A 25,132-nucleotide genomic window follows, 5' to 3' on the forward strand; every position below is an offset into this window, starting at 1 on the left:
TAGCGTCTGAGATCAGTCACGGCTAAAGCTCATACCGTTTTACGCTCGGACTGCCGCACAGCACTCAAGGTTGGAGTCAACAGCCAATGGCAAAAAGAGCGCTCATCCTGGTTGAAGGTCATAGGAGTATTGGTCTCCTATACGCGAAAGCGGCCCAGTGTCTTGGTGTTCATCCAATTACCCTGTCGGCTGATCCAACTCAGTACGACTATATTGCGACGGAAGGCATTGAGGCAGTTTATGTCGATACAGACGATCTCGCTGCGGTCATCCATGAATGTTCTCGGCTGGGTGCGACCTATAACATTGCTGGCATTACTGGCTTTACGGGCTCCGACGAGTCGGTCACTGCGACAGTCGGCAAGCTCTGCCGGCATTTCGATCTACCGGGACCGAACGCCGCATCGATTGAACGATGCTGCGACAAATTCACTCAACGTCAGCTCCTCGCGAAGGCCGGCGTTCCAATACCTGCTTATCGGTTGGCGGCGAATGCGACGGACGTAGAAAGCGCTGCCGCAGAGATCGGGCTGCCAGTGGTTCTTAAGCCAGCCGTAGGCAGCGGAAGCAGCGGAGTCCGATTGTGTCGCAACATCGACGAGCTGGCTGATCATACGGCCTATCTGTTGGGCGGGAAACACATATGGCGGTCTTCGCCGAGGATACTCATCGAAGAATTCGCACAAGGGCCATTCTATGGCGCTGACATAATGGGAAATGAGGTCATTGGAATTGAGGCCGGCGACTTCGGCCCCCCACCGCATTTCGTCTTCCGTCATTTGACCTGCCCGGCCCCGCTGACTGGTGACGAGCATAGGCGGATCGCCGATGTTTCGCTGAGCTGTTTGCGAGCTCTCGGTCTTGGATGGGGGCCAACCACTGTTGAACTCCGGTGGACGAAGCGTGGCCCAGTCGTCATTGAAGTCAATCCGCGGCTTGCGGGTGGGACCAGTCCTCGGCTGGTTCAAGCGGCTTACGGAATCGATCTCATCAAGGAGCACATCAAACTTGTCATCGGCGACGAATGGGACTTGTGCAGAAGGCATTCGCACATTGCAGCCTCGCAGTGCCTGGATGCTGATCGCGATGGCATACTCGATTGGATCCATGGCGACGACCGGGCGGCTGCTGTACCAGGTGTCGCCGAGGTGAAGTTGTACATTAAACCCAAGACGCTGATCATCAGGAAGGGAGACTACCGAGATCGCATTGGGCATGTAATTGCCGCTTCGCCCGGCCGTGCTCAGACTGCGGCCATACTTCAGCACGCCGTCGACTTGATAAGTTGGTCGATCGCACCTTGTCCGACCTCAGGCGGACAGGAATAATCTACGGTCCGGCCTCCGTGCGAGGACGCGGCGGTCGGGGAACATTCCCCGTCGGCTACCGCGCTGGGCAGCCGCTTGTTCAGCCCTCCCGGAGGCGCTGCAACTCAAGCGGGCGATCGATGTCGGCGTTATCTGGGTCACGGCCTTGCCGTGGTGTGAGAGAGGAACGATGGCAAAACCGCGACTAGAGACCTTGAAGTATATCAACGCCGAGTTTCTCGGCAGCCAATGGGTTGACGGCGATCTTGAGCAGTTGGTGACGTCTCCTTTCGGGATCATCTCCAGTTTCGAGAGCTTACTCTCGGATTTGCGCAGCATCGTCGCCAGGGACCTGGGTCATGTCGCGCCGGACGACGTAGCGCAAGCATCACACTCTGGCCGTGACTGATCCAAGGTCAATCAAGACGATCGTGGCCGCACTCGAGAGCGGCAACCGGTCCGCGGTCGATATTGTCAGAGAATGCATCGCTGCGGCCGAACGGACCAATCCCTCGTTGCGCAGCTTCATTACGGTGGCCGCTGAGCACGCACAAAACCAAGCAGTGAAGTCCGATGCACGCCGAAGGGCGGGCCGCGTCCTAGGCCCGCTTGACGGAATTCCGTACGCCGCGAAGGACATGTTCGAAACGCGCGGCATCCGAACCACCGGTGGCAGCAGGGTGCTCGAGAACAATGTACCGGACTCGTCGGCAGCAGCGATTTGCATGCTCGATGCGGCGGGAGCGGCTCTGATCGGGAAAACGAACCTCCACGAATTCGGCTATGGCGCGACCGGCGAGAACCGCTGGGCCGGAACGGTCGTCAACCCGCATGACGAGACAAGGCTCGCTGGCGGCTCGAGCAGCGGCTCCGCAGCGGCCGTGGCGGCCGGCATCGTGCCTTTCGCGCTCGGCACGGATACTGGCGGCTCGGTTCGCGTTCCGGCCGCGCTCTGCGGCATCGCCGGGTACAAACCGAGCTATGGCCTGATCAGTCTCGATGGCGTCATCCCCTATTGCTGGTCGTTGGACCATGCGGGCGTACTCGCGACATCAGTTGAGGACCTGGAGCTTGTCGTCAGGCACATCGCGAAGCTCCCGCCGGCGACGCAACCAGGCGCGGCGCCGAGGGTTGCGCTAGTCGAGGGCTGTGAGGACAATTGCGAGGCGCCCGTGCGCGACGCGTTCCTCGCGACCAAGGCCCACATGCGACGGTTGGGGGCAACGTTCGGCGCGATCGAACTCCCCGACCAGTCTGAAGCCCGGACGGTCTCTTTGACAATTCAGCTCGCCGAGAGCCTTACCTATCACGGCCCCAATCTCGCCCGCGCTCGCGATCGTTTCGGTGCTGACATGCTCTGCGGTATGGTGCTTGGGCAGTTTCTGTCTGCAGAAAGCTACATCCAGTGTAAGCGCATGCTGGGAACTTACAGGCGAGCGTTTGCGCAGACAATGCAGACCTTCGATGTCCTGTTGACGCCGGCGTGTCCGATCACGGCGCCGCAGGTCGGAACCGTCGGCGTAGAGATTGCGGGGCAGACTATTCCGCTTGGCAATTCGCTGACGTTGTTCACTTCCTTCTTCAACCTGATAGGCGCGCCGGCGCTAGTGTTGCCGGTCGCCTCACCGAGCGGCGGTCTGCCCGTCGCTGTGCAGATTGTTGGATTGCCTGGCTCCGATGCCCAACTCTTTGGGATCGCGCTCATGCTCGAGAATCTATGCAAGGCGTGCAAATCCTGATCGCGGCGTAGCAAGTCTGTTTACGCAACCCGGCACGATGAGTGGTTATTCCAAGAAAGTGGTGTCGGCGCGGCGACGCAGGATCAGCAACAGGCTTATCCCTCGCACGAGCTGAAATATGTGAAAAGCCGCCCAGAGCCCGTGATTGCCGAACATCTGGCCTAATACGAACAAAGCAGTGACAAAGGCTGAGAAGGATAAGAGCATCATATTGCGCACGTCGACCCACCAACTTGCGCCCAAGAAGACGCCGGTCATCTGGAAGGCAAGTACGCCGCTTGGTGCGCCGAAGGCGGCCCAGGGAAGATAGCGAGCCGCCTCGGCACGCACGTCCGCTGCCTTTGCTATAGCGCCAATGAACTGTTCGCCGAATACCAAGATCACCACACTCGCAAGGCCCGCAAGCACGAATCCCCAACCTGCTGTCAGCCTGATGGCTCGCGAGAACGCCGGCTGATAACCTGCGCCAACAGCTCGCCCAGCGAGCTGTTCGGCGGCTGCCCCAAATCCCTCCAGGAGATAGGCCGCAACCATGAATATATGCATCAGCACCGCATTGGCGGCGAGGGTCAACGAACCAAGCTGGGCGCCCTGTCGCGCGAACAGCATGTAGACGCCTAAGAGCACGCAGGACGGGGTCATTATGTCACCGCTGAGGTGAAGCATCCGCCATATCGCCACCATTTTGAACGTATGCTGGTGCGACATCTCCGGCATCGCACGGAAGCTTCTCAACAGGACCGTCATGCCGGCAATCATGGCGATGGCTTGGCTGAAGACGGTTCCCCAAGCGACGCCTGCAACACCCCAGCCGAGATAAAGACCTAGGAAGATCGAAAGGGCGACATTCATCCCGTTCAGAAGAAGTTGCAGAAGAAGTCCGAGGGCTGAATTGCCGCGACCTAGGAGATAGCCGAGAATGGTGTAGTTGATGAGGGCGGCAGGCGCCGCAACAAGGCGGATGCGGATGTAGAGATCCATGGTAGCGGTCACAAGGTGTCCCGCGTTCATGAACCATTCACCAGCCGTGGCAATCAACGGCGAAAACAAAACCAAAGCCAGGCCCGAAATCGCGGCGATGACAAAGGCCCGCCAGAAGACCGCCCTCTCTTCCTGAGAGTCGTTTCTCCCGAAAGCCTGGGCTACTAGCGCAGTCGTGCCGGAGCGCAAGAAATTGAAGGTTGCGAAGACGATGTCGAAGAGCACCGCTCCGGCCGCAAGACCTCCAATCAAAGCTGCATCGCCGAGTCGGCCGACTACTGCCGTATCGACGAGGCCGAGCAGCGGCGTCGTGAGGTATGCGAGCGTCATCGGGATGGCGATTGCTAGTACCTGCTGACTGGTCACCTGGAACGGCCTGGAGCCTCGGATTGGTGCTTTCTGTTCCATTTTCGGCTCCTGTTGGATCGATAGCACCGTTTTAATTACCGGCGGTGCGCCCCGCCCATCATCCCAACAGCCGGATCGACGATCTCCGTCACAAAGGCGGACCTCAAGGCCGTTGCCTGAGAGCAGCGCTTACGATTGTTCGACCAAACCCGTCAGGACAAGGCAACTTCCACCCGTTTCAAGTTCGATTGGATAAACCAGCATAAATGTTTTCGCGTAAACAAGGCTGGTCATGTCACCGTGTAAGGCAAAGACAGCGGCGTCGAGGTAAGCAAGGCATTACAAAGCGCTGAAGTTTTTCGGAACTGTCGGCGGGTAAGTGCGCTCTTGCCAGAAGTGCTTCTGCTACGTTTCCAGCCGGACGAACATCCACCCTGCTTAATACCCACCTACTCGATCTCCGGCTCTGGGCGTTCTTCCCTATGCGACCTTCAAAACGGGACTTGCTTGGCACCGAGGCGACCCACGCCTCCCGATATCGAGCCGATTGTCAACGCTATTGGGTTGGCGACGCCGGCGTAATCAGGCTGAATCTGTGTCGCTCCGCGAGATCATAGTCGTGCTTGGTCGGATAGCCGATGTCAGTGCGATGTGCATCCGTTACTCCAGAGCCAATTGGGTCGACGTTGTGCAGCGCGTCGAACGGGTGAGGCGGCAAATCACGGCGTTCGTTTCTTCGCGAGAGCAACGCCGCACAAGGCGCAGTTGTCACCGTGGGACAACCGGCAGACCGGGTCCTGCCAGCCGTGTGCTCGGCCAGCTTGCCCGTGTTGCAATCAAGCCCCAACATCATGCCCTTTTTCGGACAGACAGGCCTAGGATCGCGTCTCTTAGCAAATCAGGATCGTTGACCGTAGTTAAATGTCCGCGCCGGATAGAGAGCCGACAAACTCGCGACCGTTCTCGTCCTCGAGAATGGCTCCTCAAGCCGTCCTAAACACTACAGAAAGGGCCGCGAATATGACCGCACGTTCGACGCGAAGTTTTCGAGGGCAAGGTAGCGAGTGGCGGTATTCTCTCCAGCATAATCTTTCCTCAAGGTTGAGATCCGACGCATCTTCGGCGCGCCGTTTCGCCACGTGTCTACAACGCCACTGCGGTTCATAAGGTGATTTTCAGTGAATTTCACGTTACAAATACTTTACATATGTCAAGCGAAGTAAGGATTTGACTCCCCGGGCGAACTGGAGATTTGACCCCCCTCTCATTGTTTGCGGTTTCCTTGATCTCGAGCGTCGTTCCGGCCTTCTGCAATAGGCCGGAACGACGCTTTTCGCGAAGCCGGTAGCTGTCGCCGCGGATGGTGATCACTGTCGAAATGATGAAGCAGGCGATCAAGGATCGCGGTTGCCACCACGGGATCCGCGAAATGCTTCATGATGCACCTTTCCTTGATCGCCTGGTCCGTTGCAGTCGGCGTTGAAGTTGAACGATCTGGTCGCTGGAAAGGCTGATCTGCCAAGGCTGGCCTTTCGTGCTTTGCCGACCGTGGACAAGGCCCTGGGCGAGGTAGTCGAAGATGGTTTGAGCCGCCACGCCAGCGGCTGCGCCCTGTACAGAGTAGGTTCCATCAGGCCAGCGCGGCGGATGTTGATCTTTGCTGTGGGGATTCCCCAACGGTGGCGTAAGAGCCAGATGTTCTCATAGCTGAACAGCTTGCCTCGCGCCGAGCGGACGCCCTCGGCATTCAATATTTTGGCGATTTTCCATATCGCCCGCAGCATTGAGTTCCGTGATCCGCTCACGTACAAGCTCGAGTTCGCAATAGTCTCGATCGCAAGATTGAACTCGGCGTTCGATTTGATGTTCGCTGGTTGCGCCGGTCTGCCAAAGAATCCTGATGGCGACCTGGCCGCGTATCTTCTTCTGGTCGAGAAGGACCTCCTACACGATGAAGCGCAAGATACGTTTGCGGTCTTCTGGCTGGGCGGTTTCTGAGTGCCAGATAGCCGGCAAATTCTCGGCGAGTTCCTGAAGCGCCGCGTGATCCTGTGCCTGTAACACCAAGGGCTCTCGGTCGCTCCACCGACGATATTCCTGCTCGATCTCATCGACCAAGCGCAGCTTGTCTTCCCATGCCTTTTCCAGGGTTCTGGCGACGAGACGATTTTCCGGTTCCACGGTGTCGTATTGTCGTCGAGCCCGTTCGGCGTCATACCGCGCACGTTCCCGCCGTAGCGCCAATTGTTTCTCGAGGCTCCGCGTTTCCTCCGCAATCTCGTCGAGCGCAGCGTTGGCGATGGCGATCTGGTCAGGTTGCAACGCCTTCAGGAGGGTTTGGGCGACCAACTCATCTACTGCGGGCGCTCGAACCTCCTGCGCTCCAGAACGACCCTCGAGAGATAAAGTCAAGCTGCGACCTTATTGCCGGTCCGCTTCGCCGGCGCCGGCGTTTCCGACTCTTTTGGTTTGCGGCCGAGACCCATGGTCTTGGCCAAGGCCGAGCGCGCAGCGGCGTAATTCGGCGCGACCATGGGATAGTCCGCCGGCAGGCCCCATTTGGCGCGATATTCGTCCGGCGTGAGGCCATAGTGGGTCGACAGATGGGGCTTTAGCGATTTGAACTTCTTTCCATCGTCAAGGCAGATGATGTAGTCCGCCATCACCGATTTCTTGATCGGAACAGCAGAAGTCTTGCTACATAGTGGTGGTGGCTGAAGGCAATAAATTGTCTCGTCAGCAAGTATCGCCATAAGCCATTGCTAATAGGCGTTCGCCCCGGAAATCGTTTCGGCTGCCAGGCGCCGGAACCGATATGCAGTCATGCCGTCTTGAGCTTTTGTAATTCCGAAAGAAACGTGACGAAATTCCGCGTTACACGAAAATACGGCCAGATGAACGAAACCTGGCATTCGATCGTTCGTCATGACTGTTTTTTTGCGAGCTGATCGGCCTTTCGCCGGAGCTTGGTCCGAGAATGAAGTCAAACACGGGTTGGGGCTGACCGAGCGCTGTCGCCTGCAAGGCTGCCGGGATCCGTGCCGCGGCTTCTGCGTATTCGGCGAGCGCTGCAGGTGACATGCCGAGCGCACGCTCGAAGGTATGATCCGCCGTGTTCAGCCGACGAAGGAGCGCCGCGGCGCGTCCGGCATGACGCATCGCCGCCGCCTGCTTGCCCTCGCGGATCTTCACGCCGGCCGCCGATAACAGGATCAATCCCTTGAAGAGCGTCCGAAGCGGAGCGCCTCGGTCTGCAACTTGCCACAGACCCTCCCACGCCTCATGGGCTCCCAGTAATAACCATGGTTGAAGAGGTCGAGACCCCAAAGGAATATGTCTGAGTCCAGCGACGCCTCTGCCGCCAACGGCATGGCTTCGCTATTGTAGCTATGTCCCGCGGGGTCGCGCACGGGATGCGGTTGCCTGCCCGGCAAATACGCATAGGATGGAAAGCTCTTTTCCGGCAGCCAGCGCCGGCGCAACACCGAACCAATAGCCATCAAAGCCGTATAGCACACCCGTGGCCCTGAACAGATGCTCAGTTCCGTGCATAGCCGCCGCATCAGGAATGTCTTGGCAAATAGTTGTCAGCCAGTCAGATCTCACGAAGCTGCGAGGTTGCGTCGGCGGTCATCGGGCAGTTGATGCGGGCCCCTCACTTCGCAGGCGGTCATATTGTGGCTCGGCAGTTAAACGGGGCCTTTCAATTTGTGTGGCTCATCCGCCGTTAGGGAATGACGGCACCCGGGGGTATGTTCTCCTCAGATCAGGCCAGGAAGGAAGATAGATACCTGAGCAGGTTTCGCCGGACTTCGCGGCGATGCGCAGCCGAACTGCTTTCCGAGGATGCAGATCACGCATCTATGGAGCGGGTGGAGGGGAACGAATGAACGCTGAGGCTTTTAGCAGCCCCATTTTCGTGAAGCGAGCCAGCTATATCGTGCAAGAGATTGCCAGTCTTGCGGACGCTTTCGATTTTCTCAATGAGTGGCCCGAGGATCGCAGAGACCTGACCTACGAGACCGCCCTGAGGGCATGTTGTGATGCATATGCTGGGCACATACCGGTAGACGCTGCCAGCAATGCCTTTGTCGGCTTTGCAAAGCGAGTTGCGATATCGGAAGACCCAACCTCCGCCATGCAGTGGATCGCTGCGTGCAAGGCGGGCGGCGGAAAGGTGCAGGCGTAGGCTTCCACCAACTGTGCGACACTGGCGCAAGGCGACATTGTCGAGATTGAGCTAGCCAACCGGCGCCACCCGACATGAACCAGACAGCGCTCATGACGATCTCTTGGACGCCAGCGACCGAGTTTAGCTGCGAGGGTGCAGCCGAATATTTCGGTTAAGGAAATAAATGCGAGCGAGGCTGTCGCCGCTGGGTGTAGAGGGGGGGTGATGACCGGCTCGAGCAGATTTGAAAGGCCAGTCGTTGTTCAAGTCAGCCGTCACAGTTCGGAGCGTGTCGTGTTCGATGTCAATGACGCGTCCAACATCCTGCTGCGGCATCTCCATCGTCAGACCGCGAAGCGCAAGGCAGCAATGGACGCCTGTCTGCAGGCGTTGCGAGGTGAGGCTCATCCACCAGTCGCTCGGCGTGCTTTTGTGGCAGCCGCGCTCGAAGCAAAGCTTCTGCGCAGCGATTGAGAGCTTGGACGCGCGCTCATGAATTTCGTTCATCTCGGCATCGCTGCAAGTTTGCCGCGCCTCGCGCGCACGCCGTCCACACGGAGGGAACTCGAGGATCTGCCGCCGTTGAGCCTGGGCTGGGCGGCAGAATATTGAAGCTGTCCCGAAGCACGGCCGCGGCGGGACATTTGCGAGAGACCAGGGATTGTCATCTAGGACTATGATTGCTGTCTGCTTTGGCTAACCTGTCGAAGGAATATCCCACTGAAATAATGATGGAGTACCGAACTGCCATGAAAGTCGGAACGAAACCGGCAATCCAGGAAGAAGTGCCATGGTCCGACAGCCTGACCACGTACGATAAGCAGCACCACACGCTGTACCTGGGGTTCCTGGATGCGGCCGCTGATGATGCCAGCTATGAGGAGATGGCGCAGGAGATCCTCGGCATCGATCCGGTACAGGAACCGGAGCGCGCCCGCAAAGCCGCGCGAAGCCATCTCGATCGGGCGAACTGGATGGTGACGACAGGGTACAAAGAATTGTTCGCGGGATAACGGAGAATGGGCGGCAGCCCCCGCGCTCCTCAGCAGCAGAGTGGTCCAGGCGTCTAGCGATCATTCAGCGTTTGTTCATTATGATAGCGCACGATCATAACTGGACATGCTGGTAGCTCGTACATGCCTGAAGGCCCTGCGCGCCGACCCAGCGCCGGGGCCTTTTTACTTCCGCAAAATCGATTCCAGCAAAGCGGGCACTTCGCAGGATGTGGCAATCCCGCGCTTGCGATGATACGCCGTACAGCGAATTGCGCGAGTCAAACGAATATGGGTTCCTCAAAATAAAGACTCGTCGACACCGATCCTGATGGATCGAGCCTCGACGACGAAATCAAACATCTTCAAACGGAATTGTTCAACGTTGCCGAGAGCCCGGTGTGCCGTCGAAGCCGACATTCGCGAGGTCGGCGGTCAACAACGATCATGGTGATCGCCAGCATATTTCGTATTCACATAACCGCCGTCGGCCGCATCGGTGCCGAGACCAGAAGTCGCTGATCGTATATGTCAGTTTTCGCAGCGGACGTACGCCATGATGTGAGTCTTGTCTTCCAAGCGCCGATGTGGCCGGGTAGGGTTTGCAAGGGGGGCGGACAACCAAGAGTTTCGCCGACCTAGCGCAAGAACATAGCCTGTCGAAATTGAGGGTGCGCCAAATCATCGAGAAGGCTGATCGGCTCGTGGGCGGCGGCATCCTGACCAAGGCTGAACCGTCCAAGGCCTCGCCTCGATCCGATTTCATGGTCGACTATCCATATGTGTGGAACCTGGCCGAGATGCACCGGCTCGGTAGCGTCACGCCGCATCATTTCTTTGCGGAGCTGGAACGCGCAGGATCGCTGGAGCGGCTGGTTGACAAGATGAAGCGGTTGCCGTGGCGCGCACCAACGACACGTGAGCTGGCGCGCCTCGTGTGGCTAAGGAAGAGGGGCGAGAGCCCATGGCCTGCAATGAAGCGATCGAGCGTTGCGATCGTGGAACCAAGCTGCCCGGTCGACCATCCGGATCGCGGCCTTCAATGCCAGCTCGCCTTGGAACCCGCCTTCCAGCAATTGGCTGAGCGGGCAGCGGAATCCGGCTGGACCGAGAACGAGATAGCCTAGGCGCTCCTCGAACTCGCCGGCGCGCGCCTCAAGAGCAACTCCGCCAATTATGAGACTGAGAGGGCGAATGCTGCCGCCGCTCCACACAAAGTGAGGAAGAACCGTTTTGCGTGCAAAGGGCGACGTCGGACTCGTCCAAGAACCTAGCTGCGGCTTTCGCAAAAAATTTAGCCAGCTACCGACAATACGGGCTAAGGTCTCAGCGAAATGGATGGCCGGGCCTTTGAAGAAAAAGAAACTGGGGAAGCGAGCGCGCCGTGGTAAGCCCATCGCACAGGTTGCCGCTTTGCCTTATCGCCGCGCTGCAGACGGAGACACTGAAATCTTGCTGCTAACGTCTCGGCAAACGGGCCGCTTCATCTTGCCCAAGGGGTGGCCGATGAAGGGTCGACCAGACCGCGAGGCTGCAGCTCAAGAGGCGGGTGAGGAAGCCGGAGTAGTAGGCACTTTGCATGAGCAATCCGTTGGCAGCTTCCATTATTGGAAACGATTGAAGGACACGTTTGTCCCGGTAACCGTTGAAGTATACCCGCTTCACGTGCAGCAGGAGCTGGATGAATGGAAGGAGCAGAAGTATCGAAGACGGGCCTGGCTTAAGCCGGACCAAGCAGCACTCCTGGTCGATGAACCGGAGTTGGCTGCCCTACTGGAATCTATAGCGCCTGAACTTGCTCATCTCTGAACGCTACAGGATAAAACATGCTCGGTTGGTTTCGTGCGCTTCTGCCCCGCGAGGACAAGTTCTTCGACCTGTTCGAGCGCCATTCCCGCATCCTCGTCGCCGGCGCCGAGGCGCTGCAGAAGCTGCTCGATGGCGGCGAGGGCGTCGAGCGCCATAGCCGTGCGATCGTCGAGCTCGAGGACCAGGCCGACGTGGTCACCCGCGAGGTGCTGCTCGCCGTGCGCAAGAGCTTCATCACCCCTTTTGACCGTGGCGACATCAAGGACCTGATCCAGTCGATGGATGACGCCATCGACATGATGCACAAGGTGGTCAAGATGGTGAGGCTGTTCGAGCAAACGAGCTTCGAGCCGCGTATGCGCGAGATGGGCGCCGTCATCGTCGAGGCCGCGCATCTGACCGCCGAGGCGATCCCGCTGCTGGAAAAAGTCGGCGCCAACGTCACACGGCTCGGCGCCGTTGCCGAGGAGATCACCAAGGTCGAGGAGCGCGCCGACGGGCTGCACGACGCAGGCCTGAAGGAACTGTTCCAGAGGCACGGCAGGACCGACGCCATGGCGTGGATCGTCGGCAGCGAGCTCTATGGCCAGCTGGAAAAGGTGGTCGACCGCTTCGAAGACGTCGCCAACGAGATCAGCGGCATCGTGATCGAGAACGTTTGAGCGGATGGACCCGACTCTCGCCTTTCCGCTTCTCGTCGGCCTGATCGGCGTCGCTTTGTTCTTCGATTTCCTGAACGGCCTGCATGACGCTGCGAATTCCATCGCCACCATCGTCTCGACGCGCGTGCTGCGCCCGCAATATGCAGTCTTCTGGGCGGCCTTCTTCAATTTTATAGCCTTCCTGTTCTTCGGTCTCCACGTCGCCGAGACCATCGGCAGGGGCATCGTCAGCGCCGACATCGTGACGCCGCAGGTCGTGTTCGCGGCGCTCGTCGGCGCAATCGCCTGGAACATCATCACCTGGCTCTACGGCATACCCTCGTCGAGCTCGCATGCGCTGATCGGCGGGCTGGTCGGCGGGGCTGTCGCCAAGGCGGGAAGCGTCGCCATCGTCTGGTCGGGGCTGCTGAAGACGGTCGCGGCCATCGTGCTGTCGCCGCTCACCGGCTTCGTGCTGGCTCTGGTGCTGATACTCACCGTCTCCTGGATTTTCGTGCGCCAGACGCCGTTCGCCGTCGACAATACCTTCCGCACCCTGCAATTCGTCTCGGCGTCGCTCTATTCGCTCGGCCATGGCGGCAATGATGCGCAGAAGACGATGGCCATCATCGCGGTGCTGCTCTACTCGCAGGGCATGCTCGGGGGCGAGTTCTACGTGCCCTTCTGGGTGGTGATCACCTGCCAGGCAATGCTGGCGCTCGGCACGCTGTTTGGCGGCTGGCGCATCGTCCACACGATGGGCTCGAAGATCACCCGGCTCAATCCGATGCAGGGTTTCTGCGCCGAGACTGGTGGCGCGATCACGCTGTTTGGCGCGACGTGGCTCGGTATTCCGGTCTCAACTACGCACACGATCACCGGCGCCATCGTCGGGGTCGGCGCGGCGCGACGCATCTCTGCCGTCCGCTGGGGCATAGCCGGCTCGATCGTGATCGCCTGGGTCATCGCCATGCCCTCTACGGCGCTGATTGCTGCTTGCTGTTATGGAATCGTGGCACTCTTCAGTTAATGCGGAGGCTGGAAGTTTGACTGACGATCGCGAAGGTCGACTGCTGCCGTTGCGCGAAGATCAGCTTTGGAGAATCAGCCAGAATGTCGCGAAATGGCGCGACCGAGCCGGCCGAAGGATTCGTTCTGCCGTACAGCCGCGGAGCGTTCTTCGTCGCGGTTGGGCGGCGAGCCGACTTTTCTGGCTGCGTGCGCCGCAGACCGGTTGACGTTAGAAAGAGGCCATTCCTTCTGTTTCCGATCAAGTAGGGCTCACAAGAAGCTATCCAACTGGACTCTGGCTCAATCTGCTGTTCATTGTAACGCATGGGCAACCGAAAATCCTCGGGGGAAAGCAGGCCACCCCCGTTGTACAATCTCGGTTCAACTGGCCTTGCCGAAGCGATCTTGCAGACCATGGATCAGCCGCTGCTGGTCCTAAGATACGACCTTACGGTCGAGGAAGCCAATTCGGCGTTCTATAGGCTGTTCAAGGTCGACACCGAAGAGACCCGCGGGCGCCTGATCTACGAACTCGGCAATGGCCAGTGGAATATCCCCGAGCTCCGTCGGCTCCTGGAAGAGATCCTGCCGCAGCAGTCGGTAGTGGAGCACTACCGGCTAGAGCATAAGTTCCCGGAGATCGGCAAAAGGATCATGATCCTGAACGCGAGGCGGCTGCCGCCCGAGGGCGACCGCCCTGAACTGATCCTTTTGGTCATCTCAGATCGCACCGAGACCGAACAGGCCCGGTTCGAACTCGAAGGCCACGTCGAGTTCGGGGAAAAGCTGATCGACAGTACCCGGGAGGCGCTGCTGGTGCTCGATTGGGACCTGAAGGTGGTTCGCGCCAACCAGCCCTTCTACGACGCCTTCCAGGTGTCTCCTGACGACACTAAGGGGCGGCTGATCTACGAGCTCGGCAATCGGCAATGAGACATCCCGCGTCTGAGAGAGCTGCTTGAGAACGTCCTGCCCAACAACAACGCCTTCGATGATGTGGAAGTGGAGCATCATTTTGAGCACGTCGGCCGCCGCGTCATGCTCCTCAACGGGCGACGCCTCGACCACCTCGACCTCATTCTGCTGGCGATCCGCGACGTCACCGAGCAGCGCCTCATGGAGAAGGAGCGGGAAACGCAGGTTGGCGAGCTCCATCACCGGATAAAGAACGTCCTCACCACCGTCGATGCGCTGGTAAGACGAACGCTGCGCGACAGTGGTTCGCTTGAGGAATTCGGCCGAGCCTTCGAGAGCAGGCTCGGTGCCATGGCACGCACGCAGGATCTGTTGGTGCGCGCGCCGAAAGGAAGTGTTGATATGTCCGAAATTCTGCGGCTGGAGCTGCAGGCGCATGGCGGACGGGAAGGTGGGAATTTCAATCTCGACGGCCCCGCAATCGCGCTACCGCAAGATGCGGTCCAGGCATTCGCAATGGCCGTTCACGAACTCACCACCAACGCAGTCAAGCATGGCGCGTTTGCTTCGCCTGAGGGGCGAGTTGAGATTAGATGGACGGTGCAGGCGGGCGAAGGGGGCGCGACGCGTGTAATGTTTCGCTGGCGGGAACGCTGCCCGATCATAATCAGCCCCAGCCGCACCGGCTACGGCACGAGCGTCCTGGAGGCCGCGTTCCGCCATACCCTGAAGGGCAGCTCCCGGCTTACGCTGCATCCTGATGGAGCTGAATTTTCGGCTGAGTTCCAGCTCTAATACCCCGCGGACATGTCGAGGCTGCGAGGACTGCCGCCAAATCCCGTATCCACATGATGGTGTCAGGCTGCGGTTCTGCATGCTGGCATAGTAACCGGTCTGGATCGAACGGGTTCTCCCATGGCCCGAAACGACCGCTGCCCAGGGTTCCGCAGTCATTCCTCCCATCGCCCCCGGCGTCTCGAATGGGTCGCGTCAAGTCATAGCGCGAACGGCAGGTTGTAGATGCGCCATGAAGGTCAGCAAAGGGCGCTCCTTGCTCCTTCCGGTGGTCGACAAAGTTGATGCGAGCAGACCCGGGACAGTCCTTCAAAACGAGCACCCAAGAAAATCACCGTTTGTTCTCCCTTAGCGTTGTTGGCCTTTATCAACCAAAGACAGCTACGGCCGATTTGATAGTGATGCCGCCATCGGGGCTTCGGCGCATCTGACGTCCCGTGGCGGCGCGAAAGACAGTCGGCAGTTGCAGCGCTGGCGGCACCCGTGACCAGAGCGTTCGCATGATTTCCCGGCCGTGCCGAGTTTTCCGAATGGCGCTTCCAGACACGACGCGCTGAGACCAGCGGAAGCCGATTTCATGGAAATACAGGTCGGCATGTTGCGGGCTGATATGGTGAAAGACGCCGGCGATCGTCCGCCGCACGCGGGAATTGAAACCCTCCACCGAATTGACGTGGACCGTGTCGCGAACATATTCGTGGCTGGAATGCTTCACGGTCTCATGCTTGGCAAAACTCTCGCCTATGGCCATGAATGCCTTCGCCTCATCACTCATCAAATGCGCGTGGGTTTCGATCTGTGTTTCAATCGCACGTTCGGCCGCACGCAACGAAAGACCGGTCACGACCGCGGCACGTGCGTCACCGGCCGGAGCGCCGGGCGTGACGTTGGTCGGCCGCTGCACCATCGCCATGACCGGCGCTTTATCCGTATTCGCCTGACCTTTCCGGCCCCGTCCCGGAGGTGGTTCATCCGGCCGCTTTCGGGGACTTCCCCCGAGATGGAAATGGTCGATCTCGACCGTGCCGTCGAGCATGTTTTCCCGCGCCACCATCGGCCGCAGGGCGTGACCCATGCGCCAGGCCGTCGGCTGGCTCACTCCAAGGATCTCGGCAAGCCGTACCGAGGACAAGCCCTTATCCGATTGCAGCAGCAGCCACATGGCCTTCAACCAGACACGCAAGGGCAGCTTGGTCGAATGCAGCGGGGTATGGGTCGTCACGGTGAACTGGAACCGGCAATCGCCGCTGGAGCATTGATAGAGACCCGGTCGCGCACGCCGCTTGCCGGTATTGCGACCAGCAAGCGCGATCGAACGCTTGTAACCACAGGCCGGGCAGATTCTGCCTTCTGGCCATACCATGGTTTCCAGCAATCGCCGGCAATGCTCTTCATCCCGGAAGGCCACGATCATTTCTTCAACGGTCCGAATGTTGGAAAGCGCTGCGAGCATCGTTTCAGGCATTCTCATCCCCTCCAGATCACCGTCCAGAATCGCCTGGAAAGGCCATGACCACAAGCTTTAGCTGTCTTCGGTTGATAAAGGCCGCGTGTCGCTGGGAACAGTTCTTGTTCTGACCCCGGCTTGCGATGATTACCGGCCGATAGGAACGGCCGGGCTCGTAAGGACCGGAAGAGCTGCTGTTTCCTTTTTGGGGGTTTCCCTGAAAAGTCTTCAGCCTAAACCTCGTTGTTGTGGTCCAGCCGTCGTATTTTCCAAGGCCATTACACGGTAGAGTCATAGCACTTTGCTGCCTGCGCGGCAGAGAAGGGTAAGGCCATGGCAGAGCCGGAACCACCGTAAGACGGCGCAGACCGTCAGGCTCTTCAAAAAACTATTCCGAGGGGATCCTCATCATTGGTCCGGCGATTGGGAGGCTCGGCCGGCTGAAAAGAGGACAATGGCAATGAGCCGGCCACGAGATAGCTGGGGTGATCCACGCCACGCACTTGCACGGATCACCTGCCAAAAATGGCGGACCGGTCCCGGAATCGAGCCGCCGTCGCGGGTTTTTTGCGGCCGTAGCGGCCTCGCTGTCTGCTGTGCGCCTGACGAAGCCCGCAGCAGATGAGAAACCTGCGTGCGTCGCGCTGGCGCTGATAGTGCAGCCGGAGATACGGCTGCTCGATGAGCCGTGAGGGGCTCTCGAGGCCATGAGCCAGATTTCCATACAGGAAGAACTGGCGCGCATCTGAGCCATTAAACGTCATCATGGCGGACACGCGCGTGTCAGCCGGCGCGGGCGTTTCGCGCCTCCAGCGCGGCAATCATCGCTGTGAATCAGGCTTGTTTATATAGTGAAACTTCGACAAAAAGGCGCTCCGACTCGGATCGGGAGAAGGGAGCGGATATGGTCTTTCGATTGAAAGAGCGACTTGGCAAGAAACTTGAGGAAGAAGTGCAATTCTTCAAATGTTGGCAGAAGGATAAGAAAGGTGTGGGCGCACTCATGCCCACGTCGCTCCATGCGGCGCGCCGCATGGCTAGTGTGGTCAACCCTCATTCTGGATTGCCGGTTTTGGAGCTTGGTGCCGGGACTGGTGTCATCACCAGGGCCATCCTGGAAAGAGGCATCAAACCGCATCGGTTGACTTCGGTCGAATATTCCAAGGATTTCTATGACGGCCTGGTGCGAGGCTTTCCGGGAGTGGATTTCCGCTTGGGCAATGCGTTTGCCCTGGAAGAAACCCTGGGGGAGCGCCGGGAAAAGTTCGATTGTGTCATAAGCGCAGTGCCGATGTTGAGCTTTCCGATGCAACAGCGCCTCACACTGCTGGAGGATTTGCTTGCACGAATCCCCGCCGGGCGACCTGTGATCCAAATCACCTACGGTCTTCTGTCACCGGTGCTCAAAATGCCCGACCGTTACATCGTTTCTCACTATGATTTCGTCATTCGCAATGTTCCCCCCGCACAACTCTGGACCTATCGACGAGCAGTGTGAAACCCCAGTGGACGCGAGCGACAGGTGGCTTTCGGAATCCTTGTACAGGACTGCAAAGCCGGCTGAACTTGGTGATGGGGCCAGCCATTCGCGCTTTGGCGGGACCGCCTTCCATTCCGCATTTTCTGAGGCTCGATTTGATCGCCGCGGAGAGATGATGTTCGGCTACAAGCATTGAGAGCGACGAAGCTTCCGCTAACGCCTGTGTTTCTCCGGTATTTCGGAGATGCATTCCTTGAGACGCGCCAGGCGAAACTTCGCATTGCGAAGTTCATGTCCGGCTTCGAAACGTCGATGGCGTCCTTGAGGTGTGGGCGCTATGAGGTCGCGCCCAGTTCCGCAATGCGCGCAAGCACCTGCCGAGCCTCGTCCTGACGCAACGCCTTGATCCATCCACGCCCGCGCATCGGTCTTCCTGCCAGCACCCCAAAAGCCATGCGGGTTTATCCACCGAGACCCTACTTTCCGGCAAGCCGAAACGCTCGAAATTTAACTTCGGCTATTTTAGCGAAGACAAAGAGGGCTCATTGGAAAAAAGGCGGCGCTTGGAAGGACGAATGAAGCGATAGAAGGCGTCCGTCCTATCGGCCATCTTTGGCTCTGATGTCATGCGCAACCTGTTTATCTGTTTGAGGAGCGCTGAATCTGCAACGGTTTGGGCATGCCGCGGACAAGCGAGACGCCGGCCAAGAGCGAAGTTGCGATCGAGGCATTGGGAAGCGGTTGGTGTGTGGATAGTCAGCCCTAGCCTATCGCACTGATTGGCTCAGTGGCGCGCACTTTCGCAGCCATGCTGCCGCAGCACGTCGAATTGGGGTTGTTTGAGCAGTCACTCGGCAAAGGCGAGGGCCTGCATCGACGGTTCTGTGATCGTGTGGCTGACGCCGCGGAGAAAACAGCAGGCCTGTTTCTAGCCCGCTGAGCGCCGCCTGCTTGCGGGCCAAAGCAGCGGAGAGATGATGTTCGGCTGCAAGTGTGCTTGGCGTGCAACTACTCAATTCACCGGCTACGTCAACATTCACCGGCTACGACAACGTTTTCAGCAGATGGCCTGCTCGCCAGCGGCAGCCTCTCCCCGGTAAGACCCGGCTTCGTGGCCGTCCAAACGGGAGAGCGGCTGATCAAAGATGCTGCCGGCCTGTCATGGACAGTTCGACAGGGCAGCTTCAATCCTGGCGCAGTTGACCTACCGCGCAGCTCGGTATGGCGGAGCACCCATGGCAGGCGCCGCTCCATCGTTCATCTGGCCGCAGAGAAACGTCTTTCTGCCAGCGCTTCTTCTTGCGAGTCCGTCTGCCTTCAGTCGGTGCGTTCGATCCTCCGGAATCGGCGCATCTACCGATACGTCGGGCATGACCATGTCCTTGTCATCGGGTACTGCTTCACCAATGGCGGCCATGGGCTCAAAACGGATATCTTCACAAGGAAAAATCGGCGCTTCAGCGATAGCTTCAATAACTCCGCGCCCAGGCTCTGACGCGATTTGAAAAGCACCAGACGCTGGCGGCGAACGCACAAACCGGTGCCGCAATAATATTCTCCCCGGCCGCAGATATTCGAATTGGTTTGACTTTCAAATCCGTGGCTTCGGCGGCATTGCGAACAGCGCAGAGTTCCTCTCGTTCCAAGGCTTAGCATGGCGTTTCGCCTCTTCGTCCCAATCCTCGCCGGCGCGACCTTGCGCGAGCGGTTGTTCGCCTGCATCGGCGCCACGATCAGCATTGCGCTGACCAGTGTGATCAGCGGGCTTGCCATAGGCGGCGGGCCACATGTGGCGCTGCTGGTGGCATCCAGACCGACCTGCTGGCAGCGGCGGCGCGCGTGCAGGTGGCAGACAAGTCGCCGCTCAAAGCCCGCCGCACCCGCGCTGGAAGGCATGCCCTTTGAACTGCTTGGCTGAGTCGGTGACGAGCGACCGTGGTCGACCGAACACGATGCCGCGCGCGGCCAACCATGCCTCCTTGGACACATGGCGTGCGCCAGGCAGAGCGCGACCGACAGCGCCGACGGCTTCTCGAGGGTGAGGCAGAAGCCAAGAATGCAGCGGGTGGCCACGTCGGTGACGATCGTGAGATATGCCCGGCCGATGAACGTTCCGCCGCCGTCGACGACCTCGACGAAGTTGATGTCGGTGGGCGTGTGATCGATCTGGCAGACATCGAGCGGAGGCGCCGCATGGATGTATCCCGGCCGCGGTTTGAGCCGCTGGAGATGCTTCGGATTGGCGGACCGTTTCCTCGCGATCTCCTCGGGGCTGAACAGCCCGGTATCCGGCCGGCGACCGTGAGATAGGACGGAGCGGCCAAGCCGGCCTCTTCGCAGCGAGCGCGGATCTCGGCCACGACGGGAGCGAGCGGCGGAGCCTCCAGCACGAGCCACCGCTCTCGCAACGTCGTCGCAATGATCGCCTCGATGCCTTGATCAAGGCGCTTCTTGTGGCTGCCATCCGACTGGGGCAGCAGCGACGTCACGGTCCGATCGTTGCGATAGCGCGCCAGCAGATTGTAGACTTGGCGGGTCGAGAGGCGCAGCTCGGCCGCGGCCCGGTTGATTGCCGCGCGTCTTGGCCCGAACCGTCGAGAATCCTGTCGAGCTCGCGAGCGAGACGACGTGCGCCGACCATGCTTCGTCGGAATGCGACGTGCCGGGTGCGGCTTTCCGGTTGTGCAATCGGTGCGGCAAATCGAGCAGTCAGTGAAATCGTTAGCGAAAATCGGGGCTGTCGTAGCGCCTAAACCTAAACAACACCTGACTTTTCCCTGTTTGAAATCGGGAATTAAAAGCGACAGCCGAAAGAAGGCCACAAGCGCATGATGCCCGAGCTGATGCGCATTGCGTTGGTCGCCATTTCGCGCAATCGGAGCAAAGATAGCTGGGTAGCGGGCAGTAGCGTCCTTTCGCAGTTCATCCAGCGTGCGCCGAACGACATTGACATTCATCATGTCAATTTGGCCGCATTCAATCAGGCTGTGGATAAGGATACCAGGGCTCTGGCGGACGCGGGGTTCTCCATTGCCACATCGCGACCTGCCGACGCGGAGCTGGAGATCGTATTCTTGAGATCGAACGGGACCCTGGCGATAAATTGGGTTCTCGAACAGGAACGACCGACGGCGTTAATCAACGATCCGCTTTTTGGGACAAGGGCGAGTTTCGCGGACGTCATCGCGCGAAAGGTCGAGATGCACCTGGAGAACCACCATTCGAAGCACAGGGATGATCTCCTTGCACTCCTGGAGCATTCCGCCTCAATCTCGGCCGAAATGAGTCTGGACCAATTGGTTGGTAGCATCTCCGCGCTAGACCTCGCGAAATACGTCAATACCAACCTTCGTGGCAGCACGCGATAGATGTCAGCCCCCAATCTCCCGGGAATTCCCGAACACCGTGGCAAACGTAGAAGTGGACATGGAAGAAGCTCGACCTGGTCCACCGATCTGCCGACCGGCAAAAGGAGCCGCTGACTTGCTGTCGGTGAAGAAGGAAGCTAGGATCTTGCGCGTCCCACGCTGCTGCGGCCGACCCATGCCCTCTCGAGGCCCTCCAGCGCCACTCAGTCGGCGAGCGCGCCGTCGAACCTTGCGCATGGACCGCCTAGGTCACGGAGTCGACCTGGTGCTGCAGCCTTGCCAACGACGAGGAACCTGCCTTGTCCTCCGGTTTGATCCCGGTGTAGTAGTTCGTCAGCTTCTCAATTGTTGAAGCTTCCCCTATGATCACCAAACACCCGCGCGCCGTGGCAAGAGGGTTGCTCGGTGAGTTCGTCGTTTCCATGTAACAAGCACGCAGTACGCACAGTCGAAAGTGCGGTTCAAGTTTATCGCTTCAATGGCTCGTGCACGCGAGCACGCGCGACGAAGACCGAGGTGGGATCCGGAAATAACCTCGGAACTGCCCGAATTGGCCTTGGTGGGGATTCAGACTTCCGCCATCTGCAGACACTGGCAAAGATATTCGCTCAGCAACACCAGAGGCGGCACGTGCATCGCCGACCCGGCCTGTGGCCAAGCCTCAGCCGAGGTAAACAATACCACCTCGTCCGCAGTCCGGGCGATCGGGCAGTCAACGCGGGTCGTAATGGCAATCGTGTATGCTCCGGTTTCGCGCGCAATAGCCAGAAAATCCTTGGTTTCCACAGTGTGGCCACGCGACGAAATGCCAATGGCGAGGCTCAACGAGCCAAGCCCTCGCGCGAGAGCGTGAGACACGGTGGCGGACCCCGAGCAATGTGCGGGGAAACCTAGGCAGATCAGTCGCATGGCCAGAATATCAGCGCAGACGGATGACGGCCCCGTGCCGAACAGTTCGACGCGTCGGGCCGCTCGGATGCGGTTGGCAAACCCACTAATTTGAAGGTCGTCAAAACCACGAGCGGACGCGGAAATTGAGTTTTGTAAAGCAGAACTGAGGATGGCGATCCGAGGAGCTGTGTCTACAGCTTCTGATGGCGCGCGTTCAGCCAGTTCGCCGCTCAACTTCCGCCGCTCAATTTCGCCGCTAAGCGCAATCTTAAACTCGCGAAATCCCGAGAGTCCCAAGGTTCGGCAAAATCTTACAATTGAAGCAGAACCGGTAGCGGTGTTGCGCGCAAGGTCGGCAATGGACAGCGCCAGAACAGCCTCGGGGTCTTGTGCAACATACAGAGCTATACGTGCGAGCGCATTCGGAGCCGTGTTAATTGCATCATAGATGATGTCTAGCAGCAATTTCTGTGTATGTCGGGGCTTCCGCATGTGTCTTAGTGTTCGTTCCAAGCTGGCAGTCGACCCGCGAAGGCCTAGCAAAGCCCTGCATATTCGAGTCTCGCTGACGGTTCACTGACGCAGATCATAGACAAGGTCGATATCGGATTCCGGCTGCCGCTCCGTTCGCGCCCATGTCTCGGCAGTCGGGGCAATGGACGCGAGGGCATGCGCTCGGCCGCTCGCGAGGCGGTCTTGCGAGTGGCCTCGTTTAACGACGTCTTCTGGCCCGATGCTGTCAATGGAGCTTACTTTACTGGCTGCGCATGCGCCGCGCAAACCGTGGTGTCCTCGTCGTCAGGGCAGTGGGGACGACTGCACGGCAACGCAAGCGGTGCCGTCTGGGAAAATATATTCATTAGTATATTGGCGACATAACCAATCTTACTTGCGTTCTTCTATGATTAGGTTCATCGTCCGATCGAAAACGGGGGCATGACAAGGTGACTACATCTCTAGGGAACGCCGACGTGGCGTTTGGTAAATAGCTCATCTCAGCAAGTTGGCCACGAGCTTGCCGATGCCACCCGTACTAGCGGTTCGTCTCGCGGCTAGCGCATGCGACGGGCTTTACTTCTCTGGTACGGCAACAGAGGGCGCGACTGCTTGGGGTCAAGCTGGTCAGGAACTTGTCCTGTCGCGCATTGGCTCCGGCTGTTTAAAAAAGCCGCTGCAACAGTGAGGAAACCACAATGTTTCACCCGCTTCCAGAAGAGCTGCGCGATATCGCGGGTCAACCCTTTCCACTTTATCCCTGCTCGAATGAATCTTGGTCAATCAAGCCGACGGCCGGCCGCTCAAGCTCGCGGGTTATGATATGTTCCATTCCGAAGGCGGGCACCCACCTATATGCCCGTCTGCTTGGACTGCTCGGGCTTGTACAGTCCGATGTGTTCTTTAATAAAGACTATCTTGGAGACTTCCGCTTTGTGGATGTCGAGCGAGCTCGCTTCACTCATTCCGAAAATATTCTATGGATACCGATCGAGATATCCTCGCGCTTTATTCAGCCCGGTCAGTTTGGCTATGGGCATCTACCGTGCGACATCGGCACTCGCCATTGTTTAGCGGATTTCAAGATCGTCTTTCTTTCGCGCGAAATGCGTGCGGCAATTGTGTCGCAGATGCGATATGTAGGTGACAGCGATTGGTGCCCGCCTGAGAGGGCTGAGATTACGTGGCGCAATGAGCCGGACGGACCTGACAAAATGCTGAAGTACTTCGATGAGATCGCGCCTTTCATTTTCAATGATCGCTGCCATCCAGTGGCACCGTGGGCGGATCAGGAGAATGTTCTTGGATTGAGCTATGAGCAGATCATAGGCGACCAAGGACGCGAAGTTCAGCTCGAGACCATTCGCAGAATTGTAGAGTTTTGCGAGATCGAGCGGCCGCCGCAGCCTGAGCTGATCTTAAACCAGCTAATCGGACAGCAGACCTTCACCCTGTCCAGCGGGCGAACTTCGTGGGAGGCTTGCTGGAATGCCGAGATCGAGGCGCGGTTTACCGCGCTGGGAGGGACGAGACTCAACGAGCGATTCGGATTTGGTTCGAGATAGATTTCAGGCTGTCGCAGAGCCCGGCGATGGCAGGTACGCTCGGAGCCGCTCGCCGGACGTTTATGCGAGCGATATTCTGGAAAGGCGCGCTGACCACTGCCCACCTGCCGCCCGCGCAATCACTTCCTGAAGTGCCGACATCGCGATTGGCGCGGGGCTTGCAAGGACCCTTGGTGCAACGTTCGACCGGAGCGCAGCGACGGGAGATGCCCGGGAGGGAGGAACCTGCCTCGATCCGGTTAGGAGACAAGAATTGTTGAATATAATCCCGCACACCGCAGCGCGAGTCCCGCGCGCCCTAAGCCCTCTTATCCCAGCTTTACGTGCAGGTGTTTGCTGCAGTCACGCTCAGCCATCGCACTCGGCCGCCTGAAGCCGCTCGGCGAACGGCGACCGCGGGGGCAGTTCGCACGCACACAGCGCCGCTCACGGATGGGTCGGCTGTTGGGCCCAGCCATCCCACCGCATCTCTTCGAATAGCACGAGCCCCTTGACCTCCCGTCATCCGCGAACAGCGGGTGAGGCATTAAAGCGGTGCCCCCTTTGACGTCAAAAGGCCAGCCGTTGCCGCCCTGCCGTTCACTGTTAATTGGAGCCTAACCATGCCTTACGCCAAAAGCCGGCCGTATCGCTCTTTCAGCCCTAGCCCTGCTTTTTTTCGGGCTGGCGACGCAATATGGTCCAGTTGCCAAAGACTACGTGCGCCAGCATGAAAACCATAGCCGGCTCGTCGCGTTTTGGCGGAAGCTCATTCCAGAGCGGCGCGACGCACTCTTAAACGACGCCGCTGCGCCAACTGCTGGCAACCCGAATGGCGACGTCCCTCTCGTCTTATTTTTGGACTACAACTGCCCGCGGTGCCGGGCGGAAGACCGTACAATCCAGCAAGCCCTCAAGCATGATCCCATGCTGAAGGTTGTCTACAAACATTGTCCGGGCAAGAGACCGGGTTCCAAATTTGCCGCACTGGCGGCGCTCGCCTCCAGCAAACAGGGAAAATATGAGGCGTTCCATCACGCCCTTATGGCTGCTCGCGGCCAGCTCAGCCAATTCGACATCTTGACTATCGCACGACACGTTGGCCTCGAGGTTGAGCAGCTCAAGCGGGACATGGAAGACCGCGCCATCGAAAACGTCCTCGAGCGCAATTGCGCGCTCGCCAAGGAGCTGTACATCA

General features: G+C 59.0%; 23 protein-coding genes and 2 pseudogenes. 16 read left to right on the forward strand and 9 right to left on the reverse strand.

Annotation, left to right across the window (positions count from 1 at the left end; genetic code table 11):
* Positions 1 to 86 precede the first annotated feature (86 nt).
* The 3 genes from EN857_RS14355 to EN857_RS14365 all read left to right on the forward strand — a co-directional run bounded on the left by EN857_RS14355 (position 87) and on the right by EN857_RS14365 (position 3,046).
* Positions 87 to 1,328: an acetyl-CoA carboxylase biotin carboxylase subunit family protein gene (locus EN857_RS14355; RefSeq protein WP_128186988.1), complete on the forward strand. Its 1,242-nt coding sequence runs from the start codon at positions 87 to 89 to the stop codon at positions 1,326 to 1,328.
* Positions 1,329 to 1,497: 169 nt separating this feature from the next.
* Entirely contained in the window at positions 1,498 to 1,716 is a 219-nt protein-coding gene (locus EN857_RS14360) for a hypothetical protein (RefSeq protein ID WP_128186986.1), read from the forward strand.
* A gap of 22 nt (positions 1,717 to 1,738) precedes the next feature.
* Complete coding sequence (locus EN857_RS14365) at positions 1,739 to 3,046, forward strand: amidase (protein WP_245511310.1); 1,308 nt, start codon at positions 1,739 to 1,741, stop codon at positions 3,044 to 3,046.
* 45 nt (positions 3,047 to 3,091) lie between these two features.
* On the opposite strand, the gene EN857_RS14370 is transcribed toward EN857_RS14365, so the two are convergent.
* The 5 genes and pseudogenes from EN857_RS14370 to EN857_RS14395 form a co-directional block, all read right to left on the reverse strand.
* Positions 3,092 to 4,435 carry an MATE family efflux transporter gene (locus tag EN857_RS14370; protein WP_128186982.1) on the reverse strand — a complete coding sequence of 448 codons (1,344 nt, stop codon included), beginning with the start codon at positions 4,433 to 4,435 and terminating at the stop codon, positions 3,092 to 3,094.
* 1,334 nt (positions 4,436 to 5,769) lie between these two features.
* Positions 5,770 to 6,159: a hypothetical protein gene (locus EN857_RS34715; protein WP_189521653.1), complete on the reverse strand. Its 390-nt coding sequence runs from the start codon at positions 6,157 to 6,159 to the stop codon at positions 5,770 to 5,772.
* 160 nt (positions 6,160 to 6,319) lie between these two features.
* Positions 6,320 to 6,724: a hypothetical protein gene (locus EN857_RS14385; RefSeq protein ID WP_128186978.1), complete on the reverse strand. Its 405-nt coding sequence runs from the start codon at positions 6,722 to 6,724 to the stop codon at positions 6,320 to 6,322.
* A gap of 59 nt (positions 6,725 to 6,783) precedes the next feature.
* Positions 6,784 to 7,062: pseudogene (locus EN857_RS14390) on the reverse strand (MucR family transcriptional regulator); the annotation flags it as partial.
* Between the two features lie 187 nt (positions 7,063 to 7,249).
* Entirely contained in the window at positions 7,250 to 7,702 is a 453-nt protein-coding gene (locus tag EN857_RS14395) for a DUF309 domain-containing protein (protein WP_245521658.1), read from the reverse strand.
* A 559-nt stretch (positions 7,703 to 8,261) separates the two neighbouring features.
* Here EN857_RS14395 and EN857_RS14400 point away from each other — a divergent pair.
* From EN857_RS14400 to EN857_RS14430, 7 genes are all read left to right on the forward strand, one after another.
* Positions 8,262 to 8,564: a DUF982 domain-containing protein gene (locus tag EN857_RS14400; protein WP_128186976.1), complete on the forward strand. Its 303-nt coding sequence runs from the start codon at positions 8,262 to 8,264 to the stop codon at positions 8,562 to 8,564.
* 207 nt (positions 8,565 to 8,771) lie between these two features.
* Positions 8,772 to 9,020 carry a DUF982 domain-containing protein gene (locus EN857_RS14405; RefSeq protein ID WP_128186974.1) on the forward strand — a complete coding sequence of 83 codons (249 nt, stop codon included), beginning with the start codon at positions 8,772 to 8,774 and terminating at the stop codon, positions 9,018 to 9,020.
* Positions 9,021 to 9,277: 257 nt separating this feature from the next.
* Positions 9,278 to 9,559, forward strand: a complete 282-nt coding sequence (locus tag EN857_RS14410; RefSeq protein WP_128187062.1) for a DUF2285 domain-containing protein — start codon at positions 9,278 to 9,280, stop codon at positions 9,557 to 9,559.
* 650 nt (positions 9,560 to 10,209) lie between these two features.
* On the forward strand, positions 10,210 to 10,665 hold the full coding sequence (locus tag EN857_RS14415) for a hypothetical protein (RefSeq protein WP_245511313.1): 456 nt from the start codon (positions 10,210 to 10,212) through the stop codon (positions 10,663 to 10,665).
* A gap of 223 nt (positions 10,666 to 10,888) precedes the next feature.
* Positions 10,889 to 11,347, forward strand: coding sequence for an NUDIX hydrolase (locus EN857_RS14420; protein ID WP_348630789.1), 459 nt, complete (start codon positions 10,889 to 10,891; stop codon positions 11,345 to 11,347).
* Between the two features lie 17 nt (positions 11,348 to 11,364).
* Entirely contained in the window at positions 11,365 to 12,009 is a 645-nt protein-coding gene (locus EN857_RS14425) for a DUF47 domain-containing protein (RefSeq protein WP_135858791.1), read from the forward strand.
* A 4-nt stretch (positions 12,010 to 12,013) separates the two neighbouring features.
* On the forward strand, positions 12,014 to 13,018 hold the full coding sequence (locus EN857_RS14430; protein ID WP_135858796.1) for an inorganic phosphate transporter: 1,005 nt from the start codon (positions 12,014 to 12,016) through the stop codon (positions 13,016 to 13,018).
* Here the strand turns inward: EN857_RS14430 and EN857_RS14435 are convergent.
* Entirely contained in the window at positions 13,011 to 13,325 is a 315-nt protein-coding gene (locus tag EN857_RS14435; protein WP_135858798.1) for a hypothetical protein, read from the reverse strand. The genes EN857_RS14430 and EN857_RS14435 overlap by 8 nt on opposite strands.
* Between EN857_RS14435 and EN857_RS34720 the strand changes: the two genes are divergently transcribed.
* On the forward strand, positions 13,324 to 13,932 hold the full coding sequence (locus EN857_RS34720; RefSeq protein WP_281035926.1) for a PAS domain-containing protein: 609 nt from the start codon (positions 13,324 to 13,326) through the stop codon (positions 13,930 to 13,932). The genes EN857_RS14435 and EN857_RS34720 overlap by 2 nt on opposite strands.
* Before the next feature lie 69 nt (positions 13,933 to 14,001).
* A complete protein-coding gene (locus tag EN857_RS34725; protein WP_189521655.1) occupies positions 14,002 to 14,709 on the forward strand; it encodes a sensor histidine kinase in 708 nt (235 codons plus the stop codon).
* Positions 14,710 to 15,076: 367 nt separating this feature from the next.
* Here the strand turns inward: EN857_RS34725 and EN857_RS14445 are convergent, their stop codons facing one another.
* The gene (locus tag EN857_RS14445) at positions 15,077 to 16,174 is read right to left on the reverse strand and encodes an IS1595 family transposase (RefSeq protein ID WP_128185036.1); all 1,098 of its coding nucleotides are present in this window, start codon (positions 16,172 to 16,174) and stop codon (positions 15,077 to 15,079) included.
* 886 nt (positions 16,175 to 17,060) lie between these two features.
* On the opposite strand from EN857_RS14445, the gene pmtA reads away from it, so the two are divergent.
* Positions 17,061 to 17,654 carry a phospholipid N-methyltransferase PmtA gene (gene pmtA / locus EN857_RS14450; protein WP_128185038.1) on the forward strand — a complete coding sequence of 198 codons (594 nt, stop codon included), beginning with the start codon at positions 17,061 to 17,063 and terminating at the stop codon, positions 17,652 to 17,654.
* 1,858 nt (positions 17,655 to 19,512) lie between these two features.
* Here pmtA and EN857_RS14465 read toward each other — a convergent pair.
* A pseudogene (locus EN857_RS14465) lies at positions 19,513 to 20,336 on the reverse strand (transposase family protein); the annotation flags it as partial.
* A 128-nt stretch (positions 20,337 to 20,464) separates the two neighbouring features.
* Between EN857_RS14465 and EN857_RS14470 the strand changes: the two are divergent.
* Positions 20,465 to 21,004 (forward strand): hypothetical protein, encoded by a 540-nt coding sequence (locus EN857_RS14470; RefSeq protein WP_051695334.1) that lies wholly within the window; start codon positions 20,465 to 20,467, stop codon positions 21,002 to 21,004.
* Between the two features lie 567 nt (positions 21,005 to 21,571).
* On the opposite strand, the gene EN857_RS14475 is transcribed toward EN857_RS14470, so the two are convergent.
* Positions 21,572 to 22,360 (reverse strand): MurR/RpiR family transcriptional regulator, encoded by a 789-nt coding sequence (locus tag EN857_RS14475; RefSeq protein WP_164746656.1) that lies wholly within the window; start codon positions 22,358 to 22,360, stop codon positions 21,572 to 21,574.
* A gap of 728 nt (positions 22,361 to 23,088) precedes the next feature.
* On the opposite strand from EN857_RS14475, the gene EN857_RS14480 reads away from it, so the two are divergent.
* Positions 23,089 to 23,955 (forward strand): sulfotransferase domain-containing protein, encoded by an 867-nt coding sequence (locus EN857_RS14480; protein ID WP_108722861.1) that lies wholly within the window; start codon positions 23,089 to 23,091, stop codon positions 23,953 to 23,955.
* Positions 23,956 to 24,654: 699 nt separating this feature from the next.
* On the forward strand, positions 24,655 to 25,132 hold a 478-nt coding region (locus EN857_RS14485), incomplete at its 3' end, for a DsbA family protein (RefSeq protein ID WP_245520417.1).

It is taken from the genome of Mesorhizobium sp. M4B.F.Ca.ET.214.01.1.1 (assembly GCF_004791545.1).
Taxonomy (GTDB): domain Bacteria; phylum Pseudomonadota; class Alphaproteobacteria; order Rhizobiales; family Rhizobiaceae; genus Mesorhizobium; species Mesorhizobium abyssinicae.